This is a genomic window from Pseudoduganella sp. S-14, assembly GCF_049913285.1.
Lineage (GTDB): Bacteria > Pseudomonadota > Gammaproteobacteria > Burkholderiales > Burkholderiaceae_D > Rugamonas.
The window spans coordinates 5,380,212-5,397,988 of the sequence record NZ_CP183991.1 but is presented as its reverse complement, the minus strand read 5'-3'; the positions used below and the strand labels follow the sequence as shown (position 1 = coordinate 5,397,988).

The window sequence follows — 17,777 nt, the reverse complement described above, 5'->3', positions numbered from 1 at the left end:
ATGATGGCGTCCCGATACTAGCAAACGCGCAAGTTTGTTTGCTATAATCCGGGCTCTTTGCCGGTGTAGCTCAGTTGGTAGAGCAGCTCATTCGTAATGAGAAGGTCGGGAGTTCGATTCTCTTCTCCGGCACCAGGACGTACAGAAACCCTGCCAGGTCATTGATCTGGCAGGGTTTTTTCGTTGATGCTGGGGCTCCATACGTGCATGCAAATTTTATCTTTCAAAGCAAGTGGAAGTTCCAGGCCATCGTCGTCCACAAATACCTCGTCATCATCCAGGCTTTGCATGTAGTCCCAAGGCACATAATAAAATTCTGCCTTTTGCGGCTTCGACAACCAAGCCTCCACATCCGTATGAATCCATGCTTCCTGCTTTAGTCTTTTCAGGCCGGCTATCAGGTCCGAAATAGATTTAAAGTGCTCAATCAGCTTGCAAAACGCTACTTAGTTTTGCGCGTCAGGAAATCGCGCATCAGCTTGCCGATTTGCTCGCCGTCCTCTTCGAGGGCGAAGTGGCCGGTGTCGAGCAGGTGCAGCTCGGCTTTGGGCAGGTCGCGCAAGTAAGGCGCAGCGCCGGCTGCAGGGAAGATCTGGTCGTTCTTGCCCCAGGTGATCAGCATCGGCGGCTGGTGCTTGCGGAAGTAGGCTTGCCATTCCGGATAGCGCGCCGGATTGCTGCCGTAGCTGTAGAACAGTTCGAGCTGGATGTCTTTGTTGCCAGGGCGGTCCATATAGGCTTGGTCGACGGTCCATGCATCGGGGCTGATCTTGCTGGCGTCGCGCGCGCCATGCGTGTACTGCCATTTGGTTGCGCCGATCTCGAAAAACGGTTTCAGTTTGGCGGCATTCGCTTCGGTTTTGTCAGCCCAATAGACTTTGAACGGCGCCCAGAACTGATTGTCGATGCCTTCGTTATACGCATTGCCGTTCTGTACCACGATGGCGGATACGCGCTCTGGGTGCGCGGCAGCCAGGCGGAATCCGATCGGGGCACCGTAATCCTGCACGTACAAGGCGTACTTCGATGCGCCGACGGCGGCAGTAAATTTGTCGATCACGTTCGCCAGGTTGTCGAAGCTGTAGGCGAATTTGTCGACCGCCGGCGCATCGCTCTGGCCAAAGCCGGGGTAGTCGGGGGCGATCACGTGATAGCGGTCGGCCAGTTGCGGAATCAGGTTGCGGAACATCTGGGATGAGGTGGGGAAGCCGTGCAGGAGCAGTACGGTGGGCGCGTCTTTAGGGCCGGCTTCGCGGTAGAAGATATTGACGCCATCGACCTTTATGGTGCGGTAGCTCACGTCCGTGGTGGCTGCGGATGCGGTGATGGTTGCAAAGGCCAGGGACAGTGACGCGGCGGCGATGCGGTTGGTTTTCATGTTCGCTTCCTTCAAAAGTGGTTGTGATGGGACGGAGTGTAGGAAGCGGCCCTGGATGCCGGAACTACGCGCAGCGAAACAATCCATTTCGCCCGGCGGCGTTCCGCCTGGCGCGGGGTGTCGATAGAGTGGGGCCATCGACAACTCACTGGAGAACAATATGAAAACATTCGTAGCCGCTGCCGCCATTGCGCTTGCAGGAGCCGGGCACGCAGCACCTGTCGCTTATCGCAGCGTCGCCGTTGATGGCGTCAATATCGCCTACCGTGAAGCGGGCGACGCCAGCAAGCCCACCGTCCTGCTGCTGCACGGTGTGCCAAGCTCCTCGCGCATGTACGACGGCCTGTTGCGCAAGCTGGGCGATCATTACCACATGGTTGCACCGGACTATCCTGGCTTCGGCAACAGCGATGCGCCGGACCCGGCAAAGTTCGCCTACACCTTCGACAACCTGGCCGCGGTCATGCAGAAGTTCACCGACGCCGTCGGCGTGCAACGCTACGTACTGCTGATGCAGGATTACGGTGCACCGGTAGGCATGCGCTTGGCGCTGGCACGGCCGCAGGCGGTGCGGGCGCTGGTGTTCCAGAACGGGAATGTGTACGAAGATGGACTGGGTGCGATGTGGGCCAAGCGCAAACCGTTCTGGGCGGACCGTGCCGCACATGAGAAGGATGTCGTTGCCGTACATCAGTCGGTCGCGGCCACGCGTGCACGACATATCGGCAGCGATCCTGCGGTCGAAGCCTACGATCCGGACTTGTGGATGGACGAATATGCCTATCTCAATCGCCCTGGCCAGGCGCGCATCCAGGCCGACCTGATTTACGACTACCAGCACAACCTGGCGGCTTATCCTGAATGGCAGGCCTGGCTGAAACAGCGCCAGTTGCCGACGCTCGTGGTATGGGGCAAGCACGACCTGGCCTTCACGGTGCCCGGCGCGCAAGCCTTCAAGCGCGACAATCCTTCAGCCGAAGTGCATATCCTGGACGGTGGGCATTTTGTGATGGATACCCGGCTGGAAGAAGTCGCCACGCTCACCGGAGCTTTCCTCGGCAAGCTCAGTTCAGGTGCGGATGCGTCCGCAGGTGCTGCGCCAGCAGGTCGATGAACTTGCGCACCTTGGAGGAGCCGTATTTGCTTTCGCGGTGCAGGATATGCACCGGCCATGGCTCCTCTTCGAATTCCGGCAAGATGATTTTCAGCTGGCCCGTCGCCAGTTCTTCAGCCATCTGGTAGGACAGCAGGCGGCAGATGCCCAATCCTTCGACCGCTGCACGAATCGCAGCGTCGTTGCTGGTTACGGTAAATCGGGGCTTGATGCGGACGGTGAGCGGCTTGCCGTCGCGCCCAAATTTCCATTCGACGCGCGGCGTGATGTTGCTGGCCGAAATGATCGTATGCTGCTGCAGCTCTTCTGGATGCAGTGGCACGCCATGCCGGGCAAGGTACTCGGGGGAAGCGCACAGCACGCGCCGCATCTGGCCAACGCGCAAGGCCTTCATGCTGGAATCGGGCAGGGGACCCAAGCGTACGGCAACATCTACGCCTTCTTCAATCAGGTTGACGACGCGGTCAAGGAAGTAGGCGGAAACGTCGACCTCCGGGTACTGCTTCAGGAATTGCACGATGCAGGGCGTGACGAATTTCTTCCCGAACAGGACGGAGGCGGTGACGGCCAGGTTGCCTTTTGGTTCGGCGTTGATGCCGGCAGCGGCGCCATTGGCCTCTTCGATGCTGGCCAGGATGTTGCGGCAGTCGTCGAGATAGCGCTGGCCGGCTTCGGTCAGGCGCACATTGCGCGTGGTCCGCTGCAGCAGCTGCGCCCCCAGCTTTTCCTCCAGCGCCGAAATGGCGCGCGTGATCGCCGCCGGCGACATGTCCAGGCTGCGCGAGGCTCCGGCAAAGCTCTCCTGCTCGCCAACCGCCACGAATACCGTCATCAGGTGCATGTGATCCATGTTTTTCCTCCTGGCGAGGATGGTAGCCGTTAATAATTAGGACAGATTAACTTTTTTGCCTTATACTTCTTGCATGATTGAATGCGAATGATTATCATTTGCGTTCATTTTAATTCTTGAACCTTGTTATGTCCCTTTCGAAAACCCTCATCGCAGCAAGCCTGGCCGCCATCGGCCTTCCTGCGTTTGCCGATGATGCAGGCGGTGTCGGCGACGGCAGCGTCGTTGTGGTAACCGCCTCCATGCGCGCCCACACCGTGGCCGCAGCACCTGCCTTCACCACCGTCATTACAGCCGAAGATATTGCCAGGTCGCCGGTCAATGGCCTGGCCGACCTGCTGCGCGACAGCGTCGGCGTCAATAACCAGACCGACGATAACGGCCGCGACGAAATCCGCATTCGCGGCCTGGGCGGCAAGTACACGCTGATGCTGGTGAACGGCAAGCGTGTATCGTCCGGCGGAGCGTTGTGGCGCGGAGGCGATTTCGATTTCAGCTCGATCCCCCTGTCCAGCATCAAGCGGGTGGAAATCGTGCGCGGCCCGATGGCGGCGCTGTACGGTTCAGACGCGATGGGGGGCGTGATCAACATCATTACCTGGCCGGCCACCAAGGAGTGGAAGGGCAGCGTGACCGGTGAGTACCGTACGGTGGACAGCGGCTATGGCGGCGACCAGTACCGCGTCGGCGCCAACCTGTCCGGCGCGTTGAGTGACACGTTCAGCCTTTCCCTTGCCGGCGAGCGCTATGACCGCGACGCTTGGTGGGGTGCCCCTGCCAGCGAAGCGACGCGCACCCCGCGCCTGGAAGAGAAAAAAGCCAGCAACCTGACCGGTACACTGACCTGGCAACTGGCGGAAAACCAGTCGCTGGACTTCGACCTGGGCTACAACAAGGACAAGCGTCCGCGCGTGATGTACTACTACGCCTTCTACCCTGAATGGAATTTCGAATCGAAGGACATCCGCGACCAGGAGATCGAGCGCAACACCTATGGCCTGACCCACCGCGCCAGCTGGGACTGGGGCAACACCACGGCCTACGTCACCCGCGAGAGCGCTGAAATCCATGACTTCAATACGCGCTACGACGCACCGCAGCAGCGCACCCTGAAGGAAGAGAATACTTACGCCAAGTTCTACGGCAATACCACCTTTGGCATCAACGCGCTGACCGCCGGCGTCGACCTGCGCCGCCAGGTGATCCGCGATGCGGTCAGCTACAAGGATACCGGCAAGGTCAGCACCGACAGCAAGGCGGTATTCGTCGAGGATGAACTGGCGTTGGCCAAGGATCTGCACCTGACGCTGGCCGGCCGCCTGGACGACCATAGCGTGTTTGGCAGCCACTTCTCGCCCAAGAGCTACCTGGTATGGCAAAGCAATGATTCGCTGACCGTGAAAGGCGGCATCAGCAAAGCCTTCAAGGCGCCGGAAGCCTATCAGCTGACGAAGGAGTACCGTATCGTGAGCTGCGGCGGTAGCTGCTTCCTGGCCGGCAATCCGGAACTGTCGCCTGAGACCAGCACCAACTACGAGCTGGGATTCGAAGTGCACCAGAAAGGCTGGGACCTGACCGCCGTCGCCTTCAAGAACGATGTGGACGACATGATCGTGGCGACCTACGATGCGCCGACCAATTCGCGCCGCTGGGTCAATGTTGCTCAGGCCAAGACCAAGGGCCTGGAACTGGAAGCCAGCTTGCAGCTGCATCCTTCGCTAACCCTGTCGGGCAACTTCACCCACCTGAAGGCCGACTACGTCAACGAGAACGGCAAGACCACGGTGCTGGACAACCGTCCCGAGAACGTGGGCCGCATCGGACTGGCCTGGACTGCCGTGCCGGGTGTGCAGGCTTCGCTGTCGGCGCACTATACCGGCAAGCAGTTCTACTCCGGAAAGGAACTGCCGGCCTATACCCGCGTCGACCTGGGGCTGTCCGCCAAGGTCGGCAAGCACTGGACTCTGCGCACCGGCGTCAAGAACCTGACCGATGTCGACCTGTCCGAGAAGAGCAAGGACTTCAGCTTCTTCGAATTGGGCCGCAATTACTACGTCAGCGCCACTTACGGCTTCTGACCCCGCAGGGGCATGCCCCTGAATTCCCCAGCCAGCGTAAAGCCAGCGAACCATTCAAACAGTTTGCGAGGTAGAACATGGCTACAAGCTTATTCCTGTCGCCGCACCGCTCGCTGCGTGGCAGCGGCGTTGCGGAGCGCATCGAAACGCCGGCACACGACGCCGGCCGCCTGCAGGCCGATGTCGCGGCAGCCTTGCGCCGCGCGCGCGTGCGCGGCAATCCTCATCCGGTGGCGCTGGGTGCCATTCCCTTCGACACGCGCCAGCCTTCCGCGCTGGTGGTGCCGGTGGTGTCCGAATTCGTCGAGCGCGGCGATGTGGTGCGTGGCGAAGCGGCGGACTTACCGCCCATCCTTCATACGCAGAGCATTCCCGGCGAGGAGCGCTTCAAGCAGGGCGTGCGCCAGGCGGTCGCCAACTTCGGCCTGAGCGACATCCGCAAGGCCGTGCTGTCGCGCTTGCTGGACGTCGAGCTGGCCGGGCATGCCGACGCTGGCGATATCTTCCGTCGCCTGGTATCCCGCAATCCTTCAGGTTTCCAGTTCCGCCTGCCGCTGGCCGACGATTCGGAACTGGTGGGCGTCAGCCCCGAGCTGCTGTTGCGTAAGCAGGGCGCGCGCCTGGAGTCGAATCCTTTGGCTGGTTCTGCGCGACGCGATGCCGATCCGGTGCGCGATCGCGAGGTGAGCGAGGCGCTGCTGCGCTCTTCCAAGGACGCCTATGAACACCGCCTGGTGACGGACGAGATCCGCCGTGTGCTGGCGCCGGTCTGCCGCGAGCTGGTGATTCCGGAGCGACCGTCGCTGCTTTCGACTGCCGCCATGTGGCACCTGTCGACGCCGATCGAAGGCGAGCTGCGCGACCCGGCGATGGGTGCGCTGGAGCTGGCCTGCCGCCTGCATCCGACACCCGCCGTCTGCGGCTTCCCGACACGCCTGGCGCGCAAGCTGATCGACCTGGTCGAACCGTTTGACCGCGGCCTGTTCGCGGGCATGGTGGGCTGGTGCGACGACGAAGGCAACGGCGAATGGGCCGTGACCATTCGTTGCGGCCGGGTGGCTGGCAACCGCGTGCAGCTGTTTGCCGGCGCCGGCATCGTAGCCGATTCCTGCCCGGATGCCGAGTGGGCCGAAACCCAGGCCAAATTGCAGACCATGCTTGGCGCCCTGACCGCAAGGGAGGCCGCGTGATTGAATTCACTCATTGGCCGCAGGACGCGGCGCAACGCTACCGCGAGCAGGGCCTGTGGGCCGGCTTGCCGTTGACCGAGATCCTGGAGCGGCAGGCGCGCGAACATCCCCAGGGCATCGCCGTGATTTGCGGCGAGCGCATGCTCAGCTATCGCGAACTGGACGAGCAGGCGGAACAACTGGCGCAAGCGCTGGCCCGGCGCGGGCTGGGCGTAGGCGATACCGCCCTGGTGCAGCTGCCCAATGTGGCGGAGCTGTATATCGCTTTCTTTGGCTTGCTGAAGGCCGGCGTGGCGCCGGTGAATGCGCTGTTCAGCCACCAACGGCTGGAGCTCACGGCGTATGCGCAGCAGCTGCAGCCAAAGCTGCTGGTTGCTTCGGCCAGCCACCCTTTGTTCGCCAACGACGCGTTCGCGCGCGAGCTGGCCGTGCCGCACACCGTGGTGCTGGGTGCGGACGGCTTCCGCGAGCAGCCGCAGGGCATCGGGCCGCGGCCGCAGCATGCACCCGCCTCCGAAGTGGCGTTCTTCCAGCTGTCCGGCGGCAGCACCGGCACGCCCAAGCTGATCCCGCGCACCCATGACGATTACTACTACAGTGTGCGGCGCAGTGCGGAAATCTGCCGTCTGGACCGCGGCACGCGCTTCCTGTGCGCACTGCCGGCCGGCCACAACTTCCTGCTCAGCTCCCCCGGCGCGCTGGGAGTATTCCACGCCGGCGGCACCGTGGTGCTGGCGCCGGCGCCGGAACCGCTGGCCTGTTTTGCCTTGATCGAACGGCATGGCGTGAACATGGCGGCGCTGGTGCCGTCGGCCGTGACCTTGTGGCTGCAGGCGGCGCAGCAGCCGGAACGCCGCGCGCAGCTGTCGTCGCTGCGCCTGCTGCAGGTGGGCGGCGCCAGCTTCGCCGAAGCGCTGGCGCGCCGTGTCCCGCAGGAGCTGGGCTGCGCGCTGCAGCAGGTATTCGGCATGGCCGAGGGCCTGGTGAACTACACACGCCTGGACGATCCGGACGACGTGGTCTACGCGACCCAGGGCCGCCCCATGAGCGACGCCGACGAGGTGCGCGTGCTGGACGCGGACTGCCAGCAGGTTGCCGACGGCGAGACCGGCATGCTGGCCACGCGCGGCCCTTATACCTTCCGCGGCTACTACCGCGCTGCCGAACACAATGCGCGCGTATTCGACGCGGACGGCTTCTACCACACGGGCGACCTGGTGCAGCGCAGCGCCAACGGCAACCTGCGCGTCGTCGGCCGGGTGAAGGACCAGATCAACCGCGGCGGCGAAAAGATCGCGGCGGAGGAAGTGGAAAACCTGCTGCTGCGCCATCCGGGCGTACTGCAGGCGGCGCTGATTTCGGTGCCCCATGCGCTGCTGGGCGAAATGAGCTGCGCCTGCATCGTGCCGCGCGGCGACAGCCTGCGCCCGGTCGAACTGCGCAAATACCTGCGCTGCTTGGGCGTGGCCGACTACAAGCTGCCCGACCGCTTTGAAATGCTGGACCGCCTGCCTTTGACGGCGGTCGGCAAGACCGACAAGCTGGCGCTGCGCGCCAGCATCCCGAACTGAGATGGAGCCTGGACCATGAGTATTCCCGTCATTTCTTCCTACCCGATGCCGCAGCCGGACAGCCTGCCAGCCAACAAGGTGGCGTGGCAGCCGGAGCCCGGCCGCGCCGTGCTGCTGGTGCATGATATGCAGGATTACTTCCTGCGTTTCTACGGCCAGGAAAGCGAACTGCGCATCGCGCTGGTGGCCAATATTGCCGCCCTGTGCGCATGGGCGCGGACATCCGGCGTGCCGGTGGTGTACACCGCCCAGCCGGTCAGGCAGAGCGCCGAAGAGCGCGCGCTGCTGAACGATATGTGGGGTCCGGGCCTGACCACAGCCGATCCGGCGCTGCAGCAGGTGACCGCCGCGCTGGCGCGGCTGCCGGGCGATACGGTGCTGGTCAAATGGCGCTACAGCGCCTTCCAGCGCTCCGACCTGCAAGCCCTGATGCGCGACTGGGGCCGCGACCAGTTGCTGATCGCCGGCGTGTACGCCCATATCGGCTGCATGACGACGGCGCTGGACGCCTTCATGCGCGACGTGCAGCCGTTCATGGTGGCGGACGCGCTGGCCGATTTCAGCGAGGAGGAGCACCGCATGGCGCTGCGCTACGTGGCTGGCCGCTGCGGCAGCGTGACCCATACGGCGCAGGTGCTCGCCGCGCGCCCCCGGCTGACCATCGACTGGCTGCGCGCCAGCCTGCTGCCGCGCCTGGAAGAGGGCAGCTTCGGGCCGGACGACAACCTGGTCGATTACGGTCTCGATTCGCTGGAAGTGATGGCGCTGGTGGCCGAATGGGAGAAGCTGGGCTTGCGCGTCAGCTTCGAAGAACTGGCCGGCACGCCGACGCTCAACGCGTGGTGGGACGTCCTGCAGCGCAAGATCGCCGCATGAGGTGAGCCATGTTCCTGGCCGACCAGAACAACCTCGCTTCAGCGCGTCCGCAGGCGCCGCCGCGTCCTCCCGGCTTCCATTTCGAAGGGCGCCAGGTGTGGGTGACCGGCGCCGGGCGCGGCATCGGCTACCAGGCGGCGATGGCGTTTCGCCAGCTGGGTGCGCGCGTGATCGGTATCGACCGCTGCTTCGATTCGGAGCTGGGCTCACGGCACGGCAAGAAGTACCCGTTCAAGACCGTGCAGCTCGATATTACCGACCGCGCGGCGATCGCCGCGGCCTGCGACCAGCTGCTGCTGGAAACGCCGCGGGTGGATGTGCTGGTCAACGCGGCCGGCGTGCTGCGCCTGGGGCGGCTGGAGAACACCAGCGCCGAGGACTGGCAGGCCTGCTTCGACATTAATGTCAGCGGAGTGTTCCACATCCTCAGCCGGCTGCTGCCGCAGTTCAAGGCGCAGCGTTTCGGCAGCATCGTCAACGTGGCGTCGAACGCGGCGCACGTCCCGCGCCTGAACATGGTGGCCTATTGCGCTTCCAAGTCGGCGCTGGTGAGCCTGAGCCATTGCGCGGGACTGGAGCTGGCGCAGTACGGCGTGCGCTGCAACCTGGTGTCGCCTGGCTCCACCGATACGCCGATGCTGCGCTCCATGCTGCCTGACGACGAAGGCATGCAGCGCACCATCGCCGGCCTGCCAGAGCAGTTCAAGTTGGGCATCCCGTTGCGCAAGATTGCCACCGCGCGCGAGATTGCCAACACCATTGTTTTCCTGGCCTCCGACCTGGCCAGCCACATCACCATGCAGGACCTGGTCGTCGACGGCGGAGCCACGCTGGCCGCATGACCGGATTGGAGAAAATATGCGATTCATGAAGTACCTTCCGGCCCTGCTGCTGCTGGCTGCCTGTGGCGTGAAAGACGAGAAGCCGTCCGCGCCGGCGGTGCCGGAAGTGGCCGTCGCCACCCTGGCAATGGAAAAGCTGCCGCTGCACAGCGAGCTGGCAGGCCGCGTGGCGGCCGTGCGCGTGTCGGAAGTGCGCCCGCAGGTCGACGGCGTGATCGTGGGGCGCTACTTCGAGGAAGGCGCGGACGTGCGGGCCGGGCAACTGCTGTATCGCATCGACAGTGCCAGCTATGCGGCGCGGCAGGAGCAGGCCAGCGCCGAGCTGGCGCTGGAAAAGGCCAGCCTGGTCAACCTGCGCGTGGTCGCCGAGCGCTACGCACGCCTGCTGGATTCGCGCACGGTGACGCAGCAGGACCACGACCTGGCGCAAGCCAACTATCAGCAGGGCCTGGCACGCGTACGCGCACGCCAGGCGTCGCTGCGGGCGGCGGAAATCGACCTGCAGCGCACCGGGGTGCGTGCCGCCATCGCCGGCCGTATCGGGCGCGCGGAAGCCACCGAAGGCGCGCTGGTATCGCGCGCGCAGCAGGAACCGCTGGCGCGCGTGCAGCAGCTTGACCCCGTGTATGTGGACGTGGTGCAGTCCAGCCAGCAGATGCTGGCCTTGCAGCGTGCGCTGCGCAGCGGCAGCTTGAAGCCGGGCGCGCGCGCCGTGACGCTGGCGCTGGAAGACGGCAGCCAGTACGCCCATGCCGGCGAGCTGCAGTTCGCCGAAATGCAGGTGGACCAGCAGACCGGCATGGTGACGCTGCGGGCGCGCTTTCCGAATCCGGAGCGCCTGCTGGTTCCCGGAATGTACGTCCGGGCGCGCGTCGAGCACGGCGTGCAGCCGGAAGTGGTGATGCTGCCGCAGCAGGCGGTGCGCCTGGGCGAAGGGGAAAAGGCCTCGGCGCTGGTGGTCAATGCAAAGGGCGAGGTCGAACTGCGCGAGCTGGTGCTGGCTGGAAGCCACCAGGGACGCTGGGCTGCGCTGTCGGGTGTTCGGGCGGGCGAGCGAGTGATCGTCGAGGGGGCCATGAAGGCGGCGCCGGGAGGGCGCGTCAATGCGGTCGAGTGGCCCGATGCGGCCCTGGGCGCGGCTTCCGTTCCGGCGCAGCCGGGGCACGAGGGCTGAGCGGTGGTGGCGCGTTTCTTTATCGCCCGGCCGGTGCTGGCCTGGGTCCTGGCGGCGGTGGTCATGCTGGGTGGACTGCTGGCGCTGGCCTTGCTGCCGGTGGCACAGTATCCCAACATCGCACCGCCGACGGTACGGGTGTCGGCAAGCTATCCGGGCGCCTCGGCACAGGTGGTTGAGCACAGCGTGGTGCAGGTGCTGGAGCAGGAGCTGAAGAACCTCAAGCACCTGACGTATTTCGATGCCAGCAGCAGTTCCGCAGGCGAGGCGGAGATCATGCTGACCTTCGAGCAGGGCGCCGACCCGGCGCTGGCCCAGCTTGAGGTGCAGAACAAGGTGAACCAGCTGGCCTATCGCCTGCCGCGCGCGGTGCAGCAGAATGGCCTGAACGTGACGGCCATGCAGAACAGCTTCCTGATGGTGGTGGTGTTCAGCGACCGCCAGGGTGCGCTGGGCGAGGCGGCGCTGGCGGACTGGATGAGCAGCCAGGTGATCGATGCGGTCAGCCGCGTTCCTGGTGTCGGCGAGGTGCGCAATTTCGGCTCGCCGCATGCCATGCGCGTGTGGCTGCATCCGCATAAGCTGCACAGTTTTGGCCTGATGCCGGCTGACGTGGTGCGCGCCATCGAAAGCCAGAATACCGAGGTGCCGGTGGGCGAGCTTGGCGCGCGTCCGGCGCCGCCAGGGCAGGCGCTGAACGTGTCGGTGACTGCGCTGTCGCGTTTGCAATCACCGCAGCAGTTCCGCGACCTGATCCTGAAGACCCGCCCGGACGGTGCAGTGGTGCGCCTGTCCGACGTCGCGCGGGTGGAGGTCGGCAGCGAATCCTACGGGGCCGCGTCGCGCCTGGACGGCCAGCCGGCTTCGGGCTTTGCGGTCATGCTGGCGCCAGGCGCCAACGGCCTGGCCACGGCGGCTGGCGTGCGCGAGCGTATTGCGGCGCTGCAGCCGTCTTTCCCGGCCGGCGTGGAGGTGGCTTATCCGGAGGACGCCACGCGTTTCGTCAAGCTGTCGATCCGCCAGGTGGCGGTGACGCTGGCCGAAGCCGTGCTGCTGGTGGTGCTGGTCATGTTCGTCTTCCTGCAGGGATGGCGCGCCACGCTGGTGCCGGTGATCACCGTGCCGGTGGTCCTGCTTGGCACCTGCGGCGTGCTGGCCCTGACCGGCTTCTCGATCAATACATTGACGCTGTTTGCGATGGTGCTGGCGATCGGCCTGCTGGTGGACGATTCCATCGTCGTGGTGGAGAACGTCGAGCGCCGCATGGCGGAACAAGGCATCGGCGCGCGCGAAGCGACCCTGCAATCGATGGGCGGCATCACAGGTGCACTGGCCGGCATCGCCATCGTGCTGGGCGCAGTATTCCTGCCGATGGCCTTCTTCCCCGGTTCGGTCGGGGTGATCTATCGCCAGTTCTCGGTCACGCTGGTCGCTGCCATGGCGCTGTCGGTGCTGGTGGCGATCAGCCTGACGCCGGTGCTGTGCGCAGCGCTGCTGCGTCCCGTCGCGGCGCACCGTGCGCAGGGACGATTTGCGCGCGCCATGGCAGCGCTGCAGCGGCGCTACGACGCGGTGCTGCAAAAACTGCCCGGCCGCCGCTGGCGCCTGGCCGCGGTGTATGCGGTGTTGCTGGGCGCGGCCGCGTGGGGCTACCAGCGCCTGCCGGCTTCCTTCATTCCCGTCGACGACCAGGGCACGGTGATGGTGCGCTTCGCGCTGCCGGCCGGCGCCACCTACCCGCGCACGGCCGAACTGGCGCGCCAGGTGGAGCGCCATTTCCGCGAGAACGAGAAGGACAATGTCGCGATGGTGTACACCGTTGCCGGCATGGGCATGGGCGGCGCCGGCCAGAACGCCGGCATGGCCTTCGTCAACCTGAAGGACTGGTCGCAGCGCAAGGGGGCGGAAAACTCGGCGCAGGCGATTGCCGCGCGCGCCAGCGGAGCGCTGGGCAAGCTGCGCGATGCGCGGGTGTTCGCCATGGTGCCGCCGCCGATCGATGGCCTGGGGGAGGCCAGCGGCTTCGAATTCTGGCTGCAGGATACTTCCGGCGCGACGCCGGAGTTATTGGCCGCACGGGCTGCCCAACTGGCCGCCAAGGCGGGTGAACTGCCCGGCGTGATGTATGCGGAAGCCGACGGCAGCGAAAGCAAGGCCCAGCTGCGCATCGACATCGACCAGGCCAAGGCGCTGACCCTCGGCCTGAACCTGGAAGACGTCAACAGTACCCTGAGCGCGGCCTGGGGCGGCGTGTACGTCAACGACTACCTGCACCAGGGGCGCGTGCGCAAGGTGCTGGTGCAGGCCGATGCGCAGTGGCGCGCTACGCCGGACGACCTGCAGCACTGGTCGGTGCGCGGCAGCGGCAACGCCATGACGCCGCTGTCAGCATTTGCCGGCACGCGCTGGGACAGCGGGCCGGCGCAGCTGCGCCGTTTCAACGGGCTGCCGGCGGTGCACGTCAGCGGCGCAGGAACGCCCGGCGCCAGTTCCGGCGACACGATGGCGCGCATCGAGGCGCTGGTGGCGCAGCAGCCTTCCAGCCGCCTGGCATGGAGCGGCCTGTCCTACCAGGACCAGCTGTCGCGCGGCCAGGCGCCCCTGCTATACGCGGTATCGGTGCTGTTCGTGTTCCTGTGCCTGGCCGGCCTGTATGGCAGCTGGTCGATTCCGTTCTGCGTGCTGCTGGCGATTCCGCCGGGCGTGCTGGGGGCGGTGGCGGGCGCCGGCCTGCTGGGTCTCGAGCGCGACATCTTCTTCCAGGTCGGCGTGCTGGCCACGGTGGGCCTGTCGGCCAAGAACGCGATCCTGATCGTCGAATTCGCCGAGGCGGCGGTGCGCGCAGGGCAGGGCCCCTGGGCTGCCGTCACGGCCGCCGCCAGCCAGCGCCTGCGGCCCATCCTGATGACCTCACTGGCGTTCGGCGCCGGCATCGTGCCGCTGGTGCTGGCCAGCGGGCCCGGTGCGGCGGCGCAGCAGGCCATCGGGGCCAGCGTGCTGGGTGGCGTGCTCCTTTCCACGGCCCTGGGCGTGTTCCTGGTGCCGCTGTTCTATCTCTCCATCCTTGAACTCGGCCAACGCCGTACATTTGCAAATGATCCTGTTCCTGTTGCTTGACGTCGCGGGCTGCTGCCTGCTCTACCTCGGCCACCGCCACCAGGGCTGGCTGGCGCAGCCGATTGGCCCGCTTGGCGTTGCGGCCGGCGTGCTGGCCCTGCTGCTGGCGTTGGCCGCTGCCTGCACTGCGCTGTCGCCGCTGGCGGCGGTGTTCGCGTGGATTGTCGTCAGCATGCTGGCATTCAGCCTGCTGCCATTCGGCTCCCTGTTGAAAGGAAAACCATGAGCGCCAAACCCGATGCGATCCGGCCCGACTGGTGGAGCAAGACCTTTGCCGGCGCGGTGCTGGGCGCCACGCTGGCGCTGGCCCTGGCCGGGCTGTTCGCCTGGGCCGGGCCGGGCGGCATCCATGCCCGCGAGAAGGCGCAGTTCGTCATGTGGATCATGGCGCCGCTGTGGATGGCCGTTTTCTCCACGGTCTACCTGTTCCGCAGCGGCCTGCGCGCCGTGCTGTGGCTGGGCGGCGCCAATGTGGCCGCATACAGCCTGCTGTTCTACGTCCGTTCCACCCTGGGGTAAGCCATGAAAGTCCGTAGCGATATCCTTCGCATTTACCAATCCCTTCACACCTGGACCGGCATCTGCGCCGGCATCCTGCTGTTCATCGGCTTCTTTGGCGGCGCGCTGACCATGTTCAAGCACCCGCTGGAGCGCTGGGTCAGCGCACCCTCCGCCCTGGCCAGCGCGCTGGCGCCGCAGCAGGTCGACAACGTGGTACGCGGAGTGCTGGCGGCCCATCCCGCTGCGCGCGAGGAATTTACGCTGCACGTGGTGCGGCATGAAAACAATCCGGCGCCGGTGACCTGGAGCGCGGGCCATGCGGGGCGCGACATCGACCTGAACGCCATGCGTTGGCAGGCAAGCCTGGACGAGCAAGGCAAGCTGGTGGCGCAGGAGGTGCGGCCGTCCCTGTTCGGCGAACTGGTCGACATGCTGCACCGCACCGGCGGCATTCCCGGCACGCTGGGCGACGAGTACCTGGGCGCGTACCTGATGGGCGTGGCGGGGGTGCTGTATTTCCTGGCCTTGGTGTCGGGCGTGGTCCTGCTGCTGCCGACGCTGGTCAAGGATTTTTTCGCCCTGCGCAAGGGCAAGAACCGCAAGCGCTTCTGGCTCGATGCGCACAATGTGATCGGCATCGCCAGCCTGCCGTTCCACATCGTGATCAGCCTGACGGTGATCGTGTTCGCCTTCCATGACCAGTTCTACGACAGCCTGCAGCATGTGGTGTACGGTGAGCGGAAGATGTGGGTACGCCCGAGCGGAACCGCGGGACCGGGCGACGTGACGAAGCTGGCGCCGGCCAGCGAGCTGGTTCGCCTGGCGCAGCAGGAAGCAGCGGGATTCGAGGTGACGGAAATGCTGTTCATGGACCTGGAGAGCCCGCGTCCCCTGGTCCGCGTCGGCGTGGCCAATGAGGACTACGTGGTGCGCGGCGCGGTATCCGGTTATCTCCTGATGGACCCGTACAACGGCCAGGTGCTCAACAACAGCATGCTGCCCACTAAAAGCGATACGTGGAGCAGCCTCGTGGCGCCGTTCTTCGCCCTGCATTTCGGCAGCTACGGCGGTGACTGGATGCGCTGGATCTACTTCGCTTTCGGGCTGTCCGGTGCGTTCCTGTTCTACTCGGGCAACCTGCTGTGGGTCGAGAAGCGCCGCAAGAACCAGTTGCGCGACCAGGCGCCGCCGGTCCAGCCGCGCCGCACGGCCGTCCTGGCCGCCGCCACAGTCGGCGCCTGCCTTGGCAGCGTGGCTGGCGTGGCGGGGGCGTTGCTGGCTGCGAAGTGGCTGCACGCTGCGTCGGACAACCTCAATGCGGTGCTGATGACCTCCTACTACAGCGTCTTCCTGGCCTGTGTGGCGTGGGCCTTCTGGCGCGGCGCCGCGCGTGCCGCGCCAGAGTTGCTGGCGCTGTGCGCCCTGGCCGGCTGCGCGATTCCCGCCACCTCGCTGCTGGCGCGCCTGGCGCCTTCGCTAGGCATGTGGGCGCACGGCAGCATGGGCGCGGTGGGTGTCGACCTGACGGCCCTGGTGCTGGCGTTGCCGCTGGCATGGGCGGCGCGCCTGGCTGCACGCCGCGCCCGCAGCGGTCCGCTGGACAGCGTGTGGGCGGCGCCTGTCGCGGCTGCGCCGGGACCGGCATTTCCGCAGGAGCGCCAGGCATGATGGAGCGCACCGATCTTGGCAGTCCGGCATGGTGGGACGAGGTCGCCGCGCGCGGCACCCCGCTATTGGAGTACGCCGAAGATTGCAGCATCACTTTCCTGTGGCGTGCACCAGCCGCCGCGCAGACGCAGGCTGTCTACATCGACGTGTATTCGCACACGCCGCACCCCAGCGTGGGACCGGCCGCCATGCGCCACCATCCCGGGACAGACGTGTGGAGCTGGAGCACCCGGCTGCCGCCGGACTGGCGCGGCAGCTACTTCCTGATGCCGCTTGGCGCGGGACAGGAAGCGCCGCAAGAGGGCGGCAGCGCGGCGTTGCGCCGCTGGTGGGTCGGCCTGCTGCAGACAAACGCCCAGGCCGACCCGCTGAATCCGGGCCCGGCCCATGGCGGCAGCTGGGGCCTGCCCCTGTCGCCGCTGCTGCTGCCCGATGCCGCCAGCCATCCCGCCTGGGCGGAGGCGGGCCCGCCGCAAGGCCGCCTGCACCAGCATCGCTGGCAGAGTGCCGCGCTGGGTCTCGGCCGGGACACATGGATCTACCGCACGGCGCCGCAGGCAGCGAATGATGCGCCACTGGTCGTCCTGCTCGATGGCCAGTACTGGGCGCGGCAGATGCCGTTGTTCGGTGCGCTGGACATATTGACTGCGCAAGAGGCGCTGCCGCCGGCGGTCTACCTGCTGGTCGATGCCGTGACGCCAGAACGGCGCGCGCTGGAGTTGCCCTGCCACGCTCCGTTCTGGGAAGCCCTGCAACAGGAGCTGCTGCCGGCAGCGTACGCGCTGGAACCGTTCAGCGCCCTGCCGGAGCGCACGATTGTCGCAGGACAGAGCTTCGGCGGCCTTGCCGCAGCCTATGCGGCCCTGCATTGGCCCGCGCGCTTTGGCAATGTGCTGAGCCAATCCGGTTCGTTCTGGTGGCCCGATCCATCCGATACCGCCAGCGGCGGCTGGCTTGCCGGCTCGGTGGCGCAAGGACCGGCTGCCGGCCGACCTTTGCGCTTCCTGCTGGAGATCGGCTGTTACGAAGACCAGATGCTGGGCCCGAATCGCTCCTTCCACCAGGCGCTCCGCGCCGCCGGCTACCGCTCCATGCTGCGCGAAGTGCGCGGCGGCCACGACTGGCTGTGCTGGCGCGACGGCCTGCTGGAAGGGCTGTGTGAATTGATGAATGACTTTGACGAGACCCAGGAACCATGAGCAACGAAAACACGACCAATCCTTTTGACGACGAAAGCTACCGGTTCACGGTGCTGCGCAACGGCGCTGGCCAATTCAGCCTGTGGCCCGAGTTCGCCGAGCAACCGGCCGGCTGGCAAGTGCAGCACGGTCCGGCGCGGCGCCGCGAGTGCATCGATTACATCGAGAGCTACTGGCACACCATCAACCCGTTCGCAGCCCGCGCCTGAGGAAAAATCC

16 protein-coding genes and 1 tRNA gene are annotated in these 17,777 nt (G+C 65.8%); 14 read left to right on the top strand and 3 right to left on the bottom strand.

Annotated elements, in window-relative coordinates; all coding sequences use genetic code 11:
• The first annotated feature begins 59 nt into the window (after positions 1 to 59).
• A tRNA-Thr gene (locus tag ACN9MZ_RS24855) sits at positions 60 to 135 on the top strand.
• Between the two features lie 23 nt (positions 136 to 158).
• Here ACN9MZ_RS24855 and ACN9MZ_RS24850 read toward each other — a convergent pair.
• Together ACN9MZ_RS24850 and ACN9MZ_RS24845 are read right to left on the bottom strand one after the other, a co-directional pair.
• On the bottom strand, positions 159 to 338 hold the full coding sequence (locus ACN9MZ_RS24850) for a hypothetical protein (RefSeq protein WP_426339514.1): 180 nt from the start codon (positions 336 to 338) through the stop codon (positions 159 to 161).
• A 104-nt stretch (positions 339 to 442) separates the two neighbouring features.
• Entirely contained in the window at positions 443 to 1,378 is a 936-nt protein-coding gene (locus tag ACN9MZ_RS24845; protein WP_426339513.1) for an alpha/beta fold hydrolase, read from the bottom strand.
• Between the two features lie 160 nt (positions 1,379 to 1,538).
• On the opposite strand from ACN9MZ_RS24845, the gene ACN9MZ_RS24840 reads away from it, so the two are divergent.
• The gene (locus ACN9MZ_RS24840; RefSeq protein ID WP_426339512.1) at positions 1,539 to 2,492 is read left to right on the top strand and encodes an alpha/beta fold hydrolase; all 954 of its coding nucleotides are present in this window, start codon (positions 1,539 to 1,541) and stop codon (positions 2,490 to 2,492) included.
• Here the strand turns inward: ACN9MZ_RS24840 and ACN9MZ_RS24835 are convergent.
• Complete coding sequence (locus tag ACN9MZ_RS24835; RefSeq protein ID WP_426339511.1) at positions 2,443 to 3,342, bottom strand: LysR family transcriptional regulator; 900 nt, start codon at positions 3,340 to 3,342, stop codon at positions 2,443 to 2,445. The genes ACN9MZ_RS24840 and ACN9MZ_RS24835 overlap by 50 nt on opposite strands.
• A gap of 128 nt (positions 3,343 to 3,470) precedes the next feature.
• On the opposite strand from ACN9MZ_RS24835, the gene ACN9MZ_RS24830 reads away from it, so the two are divergent.
• From ACN9MZ_RS24830 to ACN9MZ_RS24775, 12 genes are all read left to right on the top strand, one after another.
• Positions 3,471 to 5,420: a TonB-dependent receptor domain-containing protein gene (locus ACN9MZ_RS24830; RefSeq protein ID WP_426339510.1), complete on the top strand. Its 1,950-nt coding sequence runs from the start codon at positions 3,471 to 3,473 to the stop codon at positions 5,418 to 5,420.
• Positions 5,421 to 5,497: 77 nt separating this feature from the next.
• Positions 5,498 to 6,610, top strand: coding sequence for an isochorismate synthase (locus ACN9MZ_RS24825; protein WP_426339509.1), 1,113 nt, complete (start codon positions 5,498 to 5,500; stop codon positions 6,608 to 6,610).
• The gene (locus ACN9MZ_RS24820; RefSeq protein WP_426339508.1) at positions 6,607 to 8,181 is read left to right on the top strand and encodes a (2,3-dihydroxybenzoyl)adenylate synthase; all 1,575 of its coding nucleotides are present in this window, start codon (positions 6,607 to 6,609) and stop codon (positions 8,179 to 8,181) included. Before ACN9MZ_RS24825 ends, ACN9MZ_RS24820 begins: the two co-directional genes overlap by 4 nt.
• Before the next feature lie 15 nt (positions 8,182 to 8,196).
• Positions 8,197 to 9,057, top strand: coding sequence for an isochorismatase family protein (locus ACN9MZ_RS24815; protein ID WP_426339507.1), 861 nt, complete (start codon positions 8,197 to 8,199; stop codon positions 9,055 to 9,057).
• 8 nt (positions 9,058 to 9,065) lie between these two features.
• Entirely contained in the window at positions 9,066 to 9,899 is an 834-nt protein-coding gene (dhbA, locus tag ACN9MZ_RS24810; protein ID WP_426339506.1) for a 2,3-dihydro-2,3-dihydroxybenzoate dehydrogenase, read from the top strand.
• Positions 9,900 to 9,915: 16 nt separating this feature from the next.
• Positions 9,916 to 11,073 carry an efflux RND transporter periplasmic adaptor subunit gene (locus ACN9MZ_RS24805; RefSeq protein WP_426339505.1) on the top strand — a complete coding sequence of 386 codons (1,158 nt, stop codon included), beginning with the start codon at positions 9,916 to 9,918 and terminating at the stop codon, positions 11,071 to 11,073.
• Positions 11,074 to 11,079: 6 nt separating this feature from the next.
• Positions 11,080 to 14,190 carry a multidrug efflux RND transporter permease subunit gene (locus tag ACN9MZ_RS24800; protein ID WP_426339504.1) on the top strand — a complete coding sequence of 1,037 codons (3,111 nt, stop codon included), beginning with the start codon at positions 11,080 to 11,082 and terminating at the stop codon, positions 14,188 to 14,190.
• The gene (locus tag ACN9MZ_RS24795) at positions 14,168 to 14,416 is read left to right on the top strand and encodes a hypothetical protein (protein ID WP_426339503.1); all 249 of its coding nucleotides are present in this window, start codon (positions 14,168 to 14,170) and stop codon (positions 14,414 to 14,416) included. Before ACN9MZ_RS24800 ends, ACN9MZ_RS24795 begins: the two co-directional genes overlap by 23 nt.
• Positions 14,413 to 14,709 carry a hypothetical protein gene (locus ACN9MZ_RS24790; RefSeq protein WP_426339502.1) on the top strand — a complete coding sequence of 99 codons (297 nt, stop codon included), beginning with the start codon at positions 14,413 to 14,415 and terminating at the stop codon, positions 14,707 to 14,709. Before ACN9MZ_RS24795 ends, ACN9MZ_RS24790 begins: the two co-directional genes overlap by 4 nt.
• Before the next feature lie 3 nt (positions 14,710 to 14,712).
• Positions 14,713 to 16,359 carry a PepSY-associated TM helix domain-containing protein gene (locus ACN9MZ_RS24785; protein WP_426339501.1) on the top strand — a complete coding sequence of 549 codons (1,647 nt, stop codon included), beginning with the start codon at positions 14,713 to 14,715 and terminating at the stop codon, positions 16,357 to 16,359.
• Complete coding sequence (gene fes / locus ACN9MZ_RS24780; RefSeq protein ID WP_426339500.1) at positions 16,356 to 17,558, top strand: enterochelin esterase; 1,203 nt, start codon at positions 16,356 to 16,358, stop codon at positions 17,556 to 17,558. Before ACN9MZ_RS24785 ends, fes begins: the two co-directional genes overlap by 4 nt.
• Entirely contained in the window at positions 17,555 to 17,767 is a 213-nt protein-coding gene (locus ACN9MZ_RS24775; RefSeq protein ID WP_426339499.1) for an MbtH family protein, read from the top strand. The genes fes and ACN9MZ_RS24775 overlap by 4 nt, the downstream gene beginning before the upstream one ends.
• The last annotated feature ends 10 nt before the right edge of the window (positions 17,768 to 17,777 follow it).

Bases quoted from the DNA above. Each gene is read 5' to 3' on its own strand.
- fes (WP_426339500.1), top strand. From the start codon at position 16,356: ATGATGGAGCGCACCGATCTTGGCAGTCCGGCATGGTGGGACGAGGTC.
- ACN9MZ_RS24845 (WP_426339513.1), bottom strand. From the start codon at position 1,378: ATGAAAACCAACCGCATCGCCGCCGCGTCACTGTCCCTGGCCTTTGCA.
- ACN9MZ_RS24825 (WP_426339509.1), top strand. From the start codon at position 5,498: ATGGCTACAAGCTTATTCCTGTCGCCGCACCGCTCGCTGCGTGGCAGC.
- ACN9MZ_RS24805 (WP_426339505.1), top strand. From the start codon at position 9,916: ATGCGATTCATGAAGTACCTTCCGGCCCTGCTGCTGCTGGCTGCCTGT.
- ACN9MZ_RS24775 (WP_426339499.1), top strand. From the start codon at position 17,555: ATGAGCAACGAAAACACGACCAATCCTTTTGACGACGAAAGCTACCGG.
- ACN9MZ_RS24795 (WP_426339503.1), top strand. From the start codon at position 14,168: ATGATCCTGTTCCTGTTGCTTGACGTCGCGGGCTGCTGCCTGCTCTAC.
- ACN9MZ_RS24840 (WP_426339512.1), top strand. From the start codon at position 1,539: ATGAAAACATTCGTAGCCGCTGCCGCCATTGCGCTTGCAGGAGCCGGG.
- ACN9MZ_RS24785 (WP_426339501.1), top strand. From the start codon at position 14,713: ATGAAAGTCCGTAGCGATATCCTTCGCATTTACCAATCCCTTCACACC.
- ACN9MZ_RS24835 (WP_426339511.1), bottom strand. From the start codon at position 3,342: ATGGATCACATGCACCTGATGACGGTATTCGTGGCGGTTGGCGAGCAG.
- ACN9MZ_RS24830 (WP_426339510.1), top strand. From the start codon at position 3,471: ATGTCCCTTTCGAAAACCCTCATCGCAGCAAGCCTGGCCGCCATCGGC.
- dhbA (WP_426339506.1), top strand. From the start codon at position 9,066: ATGTTCCTGGCCGACCAGAACAACCTCGCTTCAGCGCGTCCGCAGGCG.
- ACN9MZ_RS24815 (WP_426339507.1), top strand. From the start codon at position 8,197: ATGAGTATTCCCGTCATTTCTTCCTACCCGATGCCGCAGCCGGACAGC.
- ACN9MZ_RS24790 (WP_426339502.1), top strand. From the start codon at position 14,413: ATGAGCGCCAAACCCGATGCGATCCGGCCCGACTGGTGGAGCAAGACC.